The sequence below is a fragment of the Allofournierella sp. genome (genome assembly GCF_017889395.1).
In the GTDB taxonomy this organism is placed as follows: domain Bacteria; phylum Bacillota; class Clostridia; order Oscillospirales; family Ruminococcaceae; genus Allofournierella.
Window position 1 is genome coordinate 1 of the sequence record NZ_JAGHKE010000095.1, and the last position, 8,618, is coordinate 8,618.

Consider the following 8,618-nt stretch of genomic DNA (forward strand, 5'->3'; position numbering starts at 1 on the left):
GCCTCGAAGAAATCGGTCTTCACCATGTTGGCGTTGGAGTACTGGCTCACCCAGCTCATGGAGGCGGGCTCGGTCTGGTTGTCCTCAAAGAGGGGCCCGAAGCCGAGGCCCGTCCAGCGCAGGTTGCCCAGATACCGGATGTAGTCGGTGACCATCTGTTTGGTCAGGCCGGGAATGGCATCGCCAATCACGTAATGGCCCCAGGCGATCTCCTGCCGCACGCCCTCCTCCAGCATCTCCTTCAGCACCTGCACATTTTCGGGGCTGAACAGCTCCGGCTCCTCCTTCTGCAATTCCAGGAGAATATTTCGGAACAGCCACAGGTGGGTGTTCTCGTCCCGGTTGATGTAGCGGATTTCCTGGGCCGAGCCGGGCATCTTGCCGTTGCGGGCCAGGTTGTAAAAGAACATGAAGCCGCTGTAAAAGTAGATGCCCTCCAGAATGTAGTTGGCCATCATCACTTTCAGCAGGGTAAAGGGGTCCTTGTGCTGCTGGAACTCGTTGTACAAATCACCGATGAAGGTGTTCCGGCGCAGCAGGTGCTCGTCGGTCTTCCACTGGTAGAGGATGTCGTTGCGCTCCACCGGGCTGCAGATGCTGTCCAGCATGTAGCTGTAGCTCTGGCTGTGCACGCACTCCTGAAACGCCTGGATGGACAGGCACAGGTTCACCTCGTTGGCGGTGATGTATTCCCCGATGTTGGGCAGATTGGCGGTCTGGATGGAGTCCAGAAACACCAGAAAGCTGAGAATTTTGTCGTAGGCGGTGCGCTCGGCGGCGGACAGGTTCGGGTAGTCCTTGGTGTCCTGGGCCAGGTTGATCTCCTCGGGAATCCAGAAGTTGTTCATGGCCTGTCGGTACCAGTCGCTCACCCAGGCGTAGCGCATGTTGTTGAAGTCGTTCAGATTGGTGGTGTTGCCCCCGATCATCCGCCGCAGGCGCACGTCGGTGTCGCCGCCCGGGTTGAAGAGGGGCTTTTTGATCAGCTGAGTCATGGTTCACACTCCTTCAAAATGGGCCGGGGGTCAGGAAGAGCAGCTTTCGCACTCTTCCACTTCCAGCGATTTGCTGCGGATGTAGTAGATGGTCTTCACACCCTTTTCCCAGGCCAGCAGATACAGGTTCAGCACCTGGCGCAGGGTGTAGTCGTTGGTGATGTACAGGTTCATGCTCTGGGCCTGGTCGATGTGCCGACCGCGCACGCCCGCCGCCCGCACGCTCCAGCTCTGGTCGATCTGGTGGGCGTTTTTGTAGTACCAGTAGGTGCGGGGGCCAAGCTCGGGGGCCACCCGGGGCAGCATGCTGCCCTTTTTCTCCTCTAAGAAGAAGCGCTTCATCACCGGGTCCACGCCCGCGGTGGTGCCGGCCAGAATGCTGGTGGAGCTGGTGGGGGCCACGGCCAACAGATAGGCGTTGCGCATGCCCTGCTTTGCCACGGTGGCGGCCAGCTGCCGCCATTCGGGGCTTGTGTAGCCGCGCTTTGCAAAATACGCGCTGGTCTGCCAGTCGCTGCCCTCGAAGGCGGAGTAGCTGCCCTTTTCGGCGGCGATGGCGCTGCTGGCGGCGATGGCTGCCTTGTTGATGGTCTCGAACACCTCGTCCGCGAAGGCCAGGTGCTCCTCGCTCTCCCACCGGATGCCCGCCTTGGCCAGCATGTGGTGGTAGCCGCTCACGCCCAGGCCGATGCTCCGGTACTTCCGGTTGGTGAGCTTGGCGTAGGGCAGGGGATAGAAGTTCAGGTCGATCACGTTGTCCAGCGCCCGAACCGCGGTGGACACCACCTGGCTCATGTAGGCCTTGTTGGTCACCGGCAGGTTGCCCAGCGACAGGCTGGCCAGGTTGCAGACCACGAACTCGCCGGGGCGGGTGGTGGTGACCACCACCGGGTCGCCCTGTTCGGTGGAAATTTCGGTGCTCACCGTCTCGATGGGGGCCATGTTCTGGGCGATCTCGGTGCAGAGGTTCGAGCAGTAGATCATGCCCCTGTGGCCGTTGGGGTTGGCCCGGTTCACCGCGTCCCGGTTGAAGGTGAAGGGGGTGCCGGTCTCCACCGCGCTTTTCAGAATCAGCCGCACCAGCTCCTTCACGGTGACGGTGCGCTTCTGGATGCGGGGGTCGGCCACGCAGTCCCGGTAGCGGGTCTCCCACTCCTCGCCCCAGTAATCCTCCAGGCAGTAGCCCTTCACCGTTTCGATCTGGTGGGGGCACATCAGGTGCCAGGGGGCGTCCAGATTTTCTTTTGCCAGCTTCCAGAACAGGTCCGGGTAGCACACTGCCGGGAATACGTCGTGGGCCTTCATCCGGTCGTCGCCGTTGTTGGTGCGCAGCTGCAAAAACTCCGGTAGGTCCTTGTGCCAGGCGTCCAGATACACCGCCACCGCGCCCTGCCGCACGCCCAACTGGTCCACCGCCACGGCGGTGTCGTTGACCAGACGAATCCAGCGGATCACGCCGCCGGCCGCACCCTCAAAGCCCCGGATGCTGCCGCCCGCGGCCCGCACCTTGCCGAAGTAAAGGCCCATGCCGCCGCCGAACTTGCTCACCTGGGCGAAGTTGTCCACGCTGCGGTAGATGCCCTCCAGGCTGTCCGGCACGGTGTCGATGAAGCAGCTGGACAGCTGGTGGTAGGGCTTGCGGGCGTTGGACAAAGTGGGGGTGGCCATGGTCACCTCCATCCGGCTGAGCATGTCGTAGAACTTTTTCACCCAGCCCGGCCGGTCGGTTTTCTCCTCCATGGCCAGGTGCAGCGCGATGCCCAGGAACATCTCCTGGGGCGTTTCCAGCGCCACATGCTGCCGGGTGTGAATCACATACCGCTTGAGCAAAAGGTCCAGCCCGGAATAGGTGAACAGCTTGTCCCGCTCGGGGCAGAGGAAGCTTTCGGCCTCGCCGATCTCGGCCCGGGAATAGTGCTCCAGAATGTAGCTGCCATAGAGACCCTCGTCGGTGAGGTAGCGCAGCTTGTCGTAGAGGGTATGAATGCCCCGGCGGGAGAGCTCAGCCTCCAGCCGCAGCGAAAACGAGAGGTTCAAAAGGCGCGCCGCCACGAACTCCCACCTGGGAGCCTCGGGGCTGGTCAGCTCCACCGCCGCCTTGGTCAGAGCGGCCAGCAGCTCGGCGGTGTCCATCTCGGGCTTTGCAAAGCCCGCAAACCGGGCCGCCAGTGCGGTGAGAGGATAAACCAGCTGGTCGAAATCCTTCTGGATGCCCATCAGGCACTCCTCCAGACCGGGCGCGTTCACCTGCGCCACGATGGCCTGGCGGGCGGCCCGCAGCTCGGCGTGGCGGGAGCGGTAAAGAATGTAGCTTTTGGCCGCCTCAAAGTGGCCCTGCTCCATCAGCGCCCGCTCCACCTGGTCCTGAATCTGCTCCACCGTGACCAGCTCGCCGCTCAGCCGCCCGGTCACCGCGTCCAGCAGGCCGGCCAGCTGCTCCACACTGGGCGCCTGGCCCACGCTGGCAAAGGATTTTTCCATGGCGGCAAGGATCTTGCCCCCGTCGAAGGCCTCGGCCTGGCCGCTGCGTTTTTGGATCTGCATGGTGTTTCCTCCCGTAAATCGTCTATTTTGCAACGTTTCCTATTATACACCACATCTTGCATTCGCTTCAATGCGCAAAACCCATATCTGGTGTGTGAATTATACTGAAATAGTGTACAAAACAGAGAAAATGCGCCCGCAGCGAGACGGGCCGCATCTTGCAAACATGGGATTTTACGATATGATAATATTGAATGCCTGTGTGCAGGAGGAAAAGAGAAGCGGGAAAGGAAACGGAACGGATTTATGGTGACTGTGAGCAAGCGAAACCGATGGATTGCGGCGGACTGGTTTGCGGATTTTTTTGAGCGAAACCGCAATGGGATGTTCCTGTGCGTGATCGCCACCTTTGCATGGGGGCTGGTGACCCATGCCTATATTTTTCTGCACAGCTCCTTTTCCCACGATTCGCTGAATGAGTTCAACGCGGCGGTGTTCGGCAATGCCTGGCGGATACAGCTGGGCAGAATATTCGTGCCCGCCTACCGGCTTCTGGTCCGGGAAGCCATCACCCTGCCCTGGCTGATCGGGGTTTTGTCGCTGCTGTACATCAGTGCGGCGGTGTTTCTGACCGTGAAGCTGTTTGGAATCCGGTCCAGACTGCTCACGGCGCTGATTGCCGGTGTTTACACCGCGAATATCACGGTGACCGCAACGGCGGCCACCTATATCCACGATCTGGACTGCAACATGCTGGCGCTGGCATTGGCGGTTCTGGCGGTTTATTTGTGGAAAAGGTTCCACAAGGGCTTTTTGTATGGAATGCTGCCGCTGTGTGTTTCCATGGGGCTGTATCAAAGCTATCTGTCGGTGGCCATCACGCTGGTCATTTTGTATCTGGTGTTGCAGCTGCTGGACGGCCACCCCTTTGCGGAGGTGTTCGGCAAAGGGCTGAAAAGCCTGGGGATGATCGTGGGCGCGGGTGTGCTGTATTATCTGGCCATTCAGCTGGTTTGCCGCATCACCGGTCTTTTGCTGGTCAGCGGGACCTACAATTCCATGGACTCCATCCTCTCCCGTCCGGTGCCGGAAATCCTTTACACGGTGGTGACCGGGTATATCCAGGTTGGCTACAAGGTGTGCACCGCCGTCTCGGCCTATCCCAGAGGGCTTGTGCTGGCGGTACATATTGTGATGGTGGGAATCAGCGGTGCGGTCGTGCTGTTCCGGATCGTTCAAAGAGAAATCGGAGTGCCGGAAAAGCTGCTGGCGCTGCTTTTGCTGGCGCTGGTGCCGCTTGGCATGAATGTGACCTATATTCTGACCGGCGGCATGAGCCATGATCTGATGCAGTTTGCCTTTTGGCTCACCTATCTGTTTGTTCTGCTGATTGCCTGGTGGGACGTGGACCGGAAGCTGCTGAGAAAACCGGTGCTGCAATACGGGCAGCGCTGCGCGGCGGTGGGGCTGGTTTTTGTGGTGCTGTGGGGAAATGTGCAGACTGCAAACGCCGCCTACCTGAAAAAGGATCTGGAGCAGCAGGCAAGCCTGTCGCTGCTCACCCGGATTGTTTACCGGATGGAGGATTGCCCGGGATACGTAACCGGCCAGACCCCGGTGGTATTTGTGGGAATGCCGGACGCGGCGCTGGAAAATCAGGTGGCCGGGTTTGAGCGGCTTTATGAGATGGTGGGCAACGAGATCGGATACGCGCTCGGAGTCGCGGGGCAGAGCTACTATCAGGCATATTTCGACAATGTTCTTCAGAATCCGGCGGTGATGGCGGATGAGGGGACCTGGTTTCGGTTTAGAAAGGACGACCGGGTCGCGGCGATGCCCTGCTATCCGGCAGAGGGCAGTGTCGGGATGCTGGATGGAGTAATGATCGTGAAACTGGGCGAACGCTTCCGGTAACAGGAGGCGGAGCCCCAAAGGAGGAAAGAGCCCATGAAACCCAGCGTCGGAATCTGGCCCTGCATGAACCGGGATGCCATCAAGGCCATCGCCATGGCCACCATGCTGTTGAATCACATTGCAAATGCGCTGCTCTCGCCGGAAAATCCCTGGTTTGAGCCGCTGGTGGACATCGGCTACTTCACCGCGGTGACCATGTGTTATTTTCTGGCCGAGGGCTACGAGTACACCCATGATCGCAAGGCCTACGCGCTGCGGCTGCTGGTGTTTGCCCTCATCTCCCAGATCCCCTACCAGCTGGCGCTGGGCTTTTTCCAGCTGAACATGCTGTTCACGCTGCTGGTCTGCCTGGGAACCGCCCATGTGGCCCATGAAATGGCCACCCGGCCCGGCGAGCGGCTCGGGCGGAATTTCGCGGCGCTGCTGGGGCTGTTCTTTGTCAGTCTGTTCATGGACTGGGGAACGATGGCCCCGCTGTTCACCTTCCTGTTCTGCGGCTGGCGGTACGGAAAAGCCGGGCTGGGGGGCAGACGCAGCGGGCTGGCGCTTGTCTTTTTCGGGGAAGCGGTGATCTTTTTCTTCCAGACCATGCCGGAGGGATGGACGGTGCAGGCGGTGCTGCACACGGCGGCAAGCACGCTGGGCATTCTGGTGGCGGGCGCGGTGATCCTGCTGTTTTATAATGGAAAGCGGGCCGAGCACGGCCGGGCGTTCTGGAAGTGGTTTTTCTATCTGTTTTATCCGGCCCACCTGGCGGTGCTGGCGGCGGTGAAGCTGCTGGTCTTACAATAATAAAAAAGGCTCTGCCCGTGGGTTTTCCACAGGCAGAGCCTTTTTGTGTTGAAAATAAAACGGAAAAATCAGCCGTTTGCGCCCAGGGTCTTCACATCGTCGTTGTCCGCGAAGGCCACGGCGGCAAAGCCCTGATTTTCCAGCGCGCCGAACTGCTTGCCCAGCTTTTTGGCCTGGGGCAGCACGGTCACGGTGTAGCCCTCCCGCAGGGTGGCCGCCTTGGCCAGCACCTGGGCGAAGTCCGCGTCGGGCAGGTAGAGCAGGGCCATCTTGGGCTTCTGGGCCGGAATGGCGAAGCCCTGCTCGGCCAGGATGCCGCAGATGCGCTCGAAGCCGATGGAGAAGCCCACCGCGGGCACCTGCTGGCCGATGAACTTGCCGATCATGTTGTCGTAGCGGCCGCCGCCTGCCACCGCGCCGCTGAAGGCCGCGCAGGTGACCTCGAACACCATGCCGGTGTAGTAGCCCTGGCCGCGCACCAGACTGGGGCAGTAGGCGATTTTATACTTGCCGCCGGCCAGAGTTTCCACGGTGGCGATCACCTTGCCCAGGTTCTCAGCAAGGGTCTTGTCCTCGCACAGAGCGCCGATGGCCTCCAGACTGAACTCACCCTTTGCCAGAAAATCGCTCAGGGCGGCAACGGCCTCGGCGGGGCATTCCTTCTCGGTCAGCTCCTTGGCCACGCCCTCGGCACCGATCTTGTCCAGCTTGTCGAAGGTGATGCACACGCTGTCCAGGCTTTCGTGGGCAAAGCCCATGCTGGTCAGCATGCCGCGCAGCAGCCGACGGTCGTTGATGTTCACGGTGAAGTCGTCAAAGCCGATGTTCAGCAGCGCCCGGGCGGTCACATCGATCAGCTCGATCTCCGCGTTGCAGGAGCCGTCGCCCAGAATGTCGATGTCGCACTGGACGAACTCCCGCATCCGGCCCTTCTGGGGCCGCTCGGCACGGAACACCCGGTCGGTCTGGATGACCTTGAAGGGGCTGGGCAGCTTGTCCTTGTTGGCGGCGTAGTAGCGGGAGAGGGGCAGGGTCAAATCGTACCGCAGGCCCATGTCGGACAGATCCTTTTCATTGCCGGAGGCGATGGCGGAAGCCAGCTTGTCGCCCCGCTTGAGTACCTTGAAGATCAGGTTCAGGTTGTCGCCGCCGTCGCTCTTGTCCAGATTCTCCATATCCTCCAGCATGGGGGTGGAGATGCGCTCGAAGCCGCTGGCGCGGTAGGTTTCCAGAATGCGGCCCTGCACATAGTCGCGCAGCGCCTGCTCGGCGGGCAGATAGTCCTTCATGCCCTTCAGCGGATTGGTTTTCATTGATGTTCCTCCCACAAATCTATTTTAATGAAATAAAGTGCTTTTATCTTCTAATGATAGCCCGGCGGGCCGGTATTTGTCAAGGCAACACCGCGCAATTCCAGATGGTGGAGCACGCCGTAAAATTTTTTGTGAGATGAAGCAAAAAGCGCAGCCAATCCTTGGTGACTTGGCGAGCATTTTTGGGAAATATCACAGAAAATTTTGGCGCGATACGCCGTCTGAGGCGTTTGCCGTGAATTGTGCGGTATTGCCTCAACAAAAAGGGGGAACACTAAGCCAAAAAGAAAAGAGAGGAACAAAACAATGGGGCAGTTTGTGAAACAGCACCCCTGGGTGATCCTGGCGGCGGGGGCGGCCATCCAGCTGCTGGCGGGCATCCCCACCGCCTGGGGCGTGTTTCAGGAGCCGGTGCGCTCAGAATACGGCTTTGAGGAGGAAACGGCCAGCTTTGTGCTCAGCTGGCTGGTGGCGGCCTTCGGCGCGGGCGGGGTGGCCGGCGGCTTTTTGCAGGACAGGCTCGGCCCCCGCTTCGCCGCCCTTCTGGGCAGCGCCGGGCTCTGCGCCGGGTTCGTGGCGGCGGGCTTTGTGCCCGGGCAAACGCCCTGGCTCTTTTATCTGGCCTTCAGCGCCCCGGTGGGGGCGGGCTGCGCCTTTTTGTACCCGGCGGTGATGGGCTGCGCCCAGAAATGGTACGCGGACAAAAAGGGCCTTGCCACCGGGGTGATCGGCGTGGCGGTGGGGCTGTCCGGCGCGGCGCTCACGGTGCTGGTGAAGTGGTTCACCGGGCTGTGGGGCATCCGGGGTTGTTTCTGGGCATTGGGTGCGCTGCTGGGCCTTGTCTGCGGCGGGGCAAGTCTTTTGTTGCAGAATCCGCCCCCGAAACCGGCGGCGGGGCAGGAAAACCAGCAGGGCATGACCCCGGGGCATATGCTGCACACCTCCGCCTACTGGTGGATCACCGCCTCAGTGGCGCTGGCCACCCCGGCGGTGCTGCTGTTCAGTCCCCGCATTCTGGAATTGGCCCGGCAGAGCGGCCTGCCGGAGACCGCCGCGGCCTGGATGGTGGCGGTGGGCGCGGCGGGATCGGCGGCCGGGCGGCTGAGCCTTGCCGCGGCGG

Annotated in this window: 6 protein-coding genes; 3 read left to right on the forward strand and 3 right to left on the reverse strand. The window is 61.0% G+C overall.

Translation table 11 applies throughout. From position 1 onward, the window contains the following. Both J7G73_RS11355 and J7G73_RS11360 read right to left on the reverse strand, forming a co-directional pair. The coding region (locus tag J7G73_RS11355) for a ribonucleotide-diphosphate reductase subunit beta (RefSeq protein WP_291246328.1) at positions 1–995 on the reverse strand (995 nt) is incomplete at its 3' end. Positions 996–1,025: 30 nt separating this feature from the next. Next, the gene (locus J7G73_RS11360; RefSeq protein ID WP_291246329.1) at positions 1,026–3,539 is read right to left on the reverse strand and encodes a ribonucleoside-diphosphate reductase subunit alpha; all 2,514 of its coding nucleotides are present in this window, start codon (positions 3,537–3,539) and stop codon (positions 1,026–1,028) included. A gap of 246 nt (positions 3,540–3,785) precedes the next feature. Between J7G73_RS11360 and J7G73_RS11365 the strand changes: the two genes are divergently transcribed. After that, complete coding sequence (locus tag J7G73_RS11365; RefSeq protein WP_291246330.1) at positions 3,786–5,393, forward strand: glucosyltransferase domain-containing protein; 1,608 nt, start codon at positions 3,786–3,788, stop codon at positions 5,391–5,393. A gap of 33 nt (positions 5,394–5,426) precedes the next feature. After that, positions 5,427–6,185: a TraX family protein gene (locus tag J7G73_RS11370; RefSeq protein WP_291246331.1), complete on the forward strand. Its 759-nt coding sequence runs from the start codon at positions 5,427–5,429 to the stop codon at positions 6,183–6,185. A gap of 68 nt (positions 6,186–6,253) precedes the next feature. On the opposite strand, the gene hisS is transcribed toward J7G73_RS11370, so the two are convergent. Then, positions 6,254–7,498, reverse strand: coding sequence for a histidine--tRNA ligase (hisS, locus tag J7G73_RS11375; protein ID WP_291246332.1), 1,245 nt, complete (start codon positions 7,496–7,498; stop codon positions 6,254–6,256). 306 nt (positions 7,499–7,804) lie between these two features. On the opposite strand from hisS, the gene J7G73_RS11380 reads away from it, so the two are divergent. Continuing rightward, positions 7,805–8,618: MFS transporter (locus J7G73_RS11380; protein ID WP_291246333.1), on the forward strand; the 814-nt coding region annotated here is incomplete at its 3' end.